2 protein-coding genes, 1 tRNA gene and 1 rRNA gene are annotated in these 2,968 nt (G+C 55.0%); all 4 read right to left on the reverse strand.

What is annotated here, in order from left to right; genetic code table 11:
• Window positions 1-830: MATE family efflux transporter (locus Q0J81_RS10930; protein WP_294447872.1), on the reverse strand; the 830-nt coding region annotated here is incomplete at its 3' end.
• Window positions 831-884: 54 nt separating this feature from the next.
• Window positions 885-999: ribosomal RNA gene (rrf, locus tag Q0J81_RS10935) — 5S ribosomal RNA — on the reverse strand.
• A 147-nt stretch (window positions 1,000-1,146) separates the two neighbouring features.
• Window positions 1,147-2,790, reverse strand: coding sequence for a sulfatase-like hydrolase/transferase (locus Q0J81_RS10940; protein WP_294447874.1), 1,644 nt, complete (start codon window positions 2,788-2,790; stop codon window positions 1,147-1,149).
• Window positions 2,791-2,892: 102 nt separating this feature from the next.
• Window positions 2,893-2,968 (reverse strand) — tRNA-Lys (locus Q0J81_RS10945).

Raw genomic sequence — 2,968 nt, forward strand, 5'->3', positions numbered from 1 at the left:
GTCGTCCCCAGATCGTTGATGGCCGACTGCAGTATCATGATGCGTATGTCCACAAAGCACATCATGAATCCCATGGAAAGACCGGTTCCCAGCATCTCGCCGAGCATGGCCGCATCCGGCGTCAGGCAGCCCGGCCAAAACGTGCCGCCACGCCCCGTACGGCTCCGTGGACGAAGTTCCGGACATTTTCTGCGCACATAACCGAGGCAGAGCATGACGGAACAGCCCTCGGCAATCACCGTGGCCACGGCCGCTCCATAAACGCCGAGCTTCAGCACAGCCACAAGAAGCAGATCAAGCAGAATGTTGCCCGAAGCCGCAGCAAGCAGAAACAAAAGCGGCATCACGCTGTTTCCCACGCCTCTGAGCAGCCCGGCAAGCATGTTGTAGGCAAGAATCACGGGCATACCCCAGAAAATGACTCTCAGATAGGCCGCCGCCATGTCCAGAGCTTCGTCAGGCGTGCGCAGAGCTCTGAGCAGCGCTTCCGCCCCCCAAAGCCCAGCCACCATGACGAGCACCGACATTCCCGCCCACAGCCACAGCGCCGCAGTCACGGCTCTGCCGAGCTCGTCGGCATCCTTTTTGCCGAAACAGCGCGCAATGACAAGAGAAACACCGTTGGACATACCGGAAGACAGTCCGAGAACCACAATGTATACCGCAACGGTGCATCCCAGAGCCGCCAGCGCAGCGTCGCCGAGTACATGGCTTACCACGGCCATATCGGCCATCTGGTAGCACTGCTGAAACACATTGCCGAGAAAGACCGGCAAAGCGAACAACGCCATGCCTTTGAGAGGGCTTCCGGTGGTGAGATCCGTCTTCATGAAAAAAACATCAAAAAAAGCCCCCGCGGTATTTCGCAGGGGCTGAAAAAAAACTGCTGGCATCGGCCTACTTTCCCACGTAAAGATGCGCAGTATCATGGGCGATGAAGCGCTTAACTTCCGAGTTCGGAATGGGATCGGGTGTACCCGCTTCTCTATGGACACCAGCAAATATGAAAACCGCCTTATGGCAGTCAGTGTCAACGTGTTGTGCTTATAGCAACAATCACCGTGGATGGCAAGCGTTTTCTGCACATTTTCGGCAATAATTCCATGTTCCCCTCGTGTATCACACAGGCCTTTTCAGGCAGGCTCGTCACTGCATTTCTCTGCCGGCATATTCCGGCAGCCAGAGGCTTTCATACACCTTGCTGTGACTGAGCACCCTTTTCTTCAGGCGGGCAAGATAATTCTCCTCGGGCGTCACTTCGGTCGAAAACACGTTGTAACCGAAGCCGAGTCTTTCTCCTTCCACGGAAAAGCCGAGCGCCGCCAGAAGCGACGGGAACAGATCGAAATGGCTGATGACCGAGCGCACGGGCTTGAGCGTTGCATCCCTCTGCAGTGAACAGAGAACATAGCGATTCTTCACCTGCTTGAGATCCACGTCATCCATCTTTGCCATCCGGGCCTGATGATCGCCCATGACGAGAATGACAAACTGATTTTCCCAGCCCTTGTCGCGTATGTGCCGAAGCAGGCGTTCCACCTGCGACATGGAGCATTTCACATAGCCTGCCCAGTTTTCGGAATACCCCTCGTCCACGCAGGGAGGGGAAAGAAAGCCGGGCTCATGCGTATCCATGGTGGAAAGCACAAAACTGAATTTTCTGCCCTCGGCCATGAGCTCGTCGATACGGGCAATGCTCCGCTCGACCATGTCGCTGTCGTACATGGCCCAGGTGTTCATGGTGGCGGGATCAACGTGCTTTTTCTCTATCCAGTCTTCCTTTCCCATGAATTCCTGATAGCCGTGACTCAGGAAAAACTTGTTGAGGCCGGAGAACACGCCGCTGGAACCGTTGTAATAGACGTTGTGGTATCCGTCGGCCTTCAGATAGTCACCGAGACATACCGCACCCGGGAGATATCTTTCGAGCGCCCAGCCGGTAAGATTTCCGCTGAGTATGGAAATGGACTTGAGCGGAATGCCGCACTGCGAAGCGACAATGCCGCCTATGGTAAAGTCCGCGCCGGGCATCTGCTCTATGCGAAGATCGGGTTCCTCAATGGACGGACGCAGAGGCGCAAGCAGGTCTTCTCCCATGACATCGCTTCTGCCGAAGGTTTCCTCAATGCTTTCACAGTAAATGATGATAAGGTTCTTCGTGCCCGTTCCTGATACCGTTACCTTGCGGGGATCCACATAGGCCCCTTCGGTATAAAAATCGCCGATGACGGCCTGTTCCTGAAAAAAGGTAAGAAAGTTAACATAATACATCCCGTACGCGAGAATGCCCAGCCACAGAACGGCAAGTCGCCAGCCGCCGGAAAGCCAGTGAAGAGCACGCGGAACAAGCGTGTATACCCGGTACGGGAGTCCCGCCGCCCCGGCCGCAGCCACAAAAAGCGCTGCAACCACGGCATAGCGCACGACGACGAACAGATCATCGATGAACGTGCCCGGAACGATGTACCAGAGCGCAGCAAGCCCAAGACAGCCCACGGCAAACGGCACACCCGCTCTGCCCTGCCGCTTCGGAGCGGATTCCCGAAGGAAGGCAAACGTCACAGCGCAGAGCACGGCGTTCTTTACATGCCAGAAAAACACATGAATGAAATCTCCCGGCATGGTCACGATATTGTCACGCATGAGCTGCATGTGAAACAGTACCTGATTGATGGTCACCTCGTCGAACTCGCGCTTCGACATGATCAGAAAGGCAACCGTAAAGCAGAGAAGAAAAAAAACGATGAAGGAGCGAACAAAGCGGAACGGAAACGTCCGGGCAGTAGGCATGGCAACATCCAGTGTCTGAATTGACGCCCTGTACGGTCTTGCCGGGGGCTGTTTCTTTTAAACAAAAAAAAGAGGCTGTGTAAACAGCCTCATAAAATCACATGGTGGGTCACCGGAGACTCGAACTCCGAACCAATTGATTAAGAGTCAACTGCTCTACCAATTGAGCTAGTGACCC

The sequence above is a fragment of the uncultured Mailhella sp. genome (assembly GCF_944324575.1).
GTDB lineage: Bacteria > Desulfobacterota > Desulfovibrionia > Desulfovibrionales > Desulfovibrionaceae > Mailhella.

Coding starts and splice junctions, on each gene's coding strand:
- Q0J81_RS10940 (WP_294447874.1), bottom strand. CDS start 2,790: ATGCCTACTGCCCGGACGTTTCCGTTCCGCTTTGTTCGCTCCTTCATC.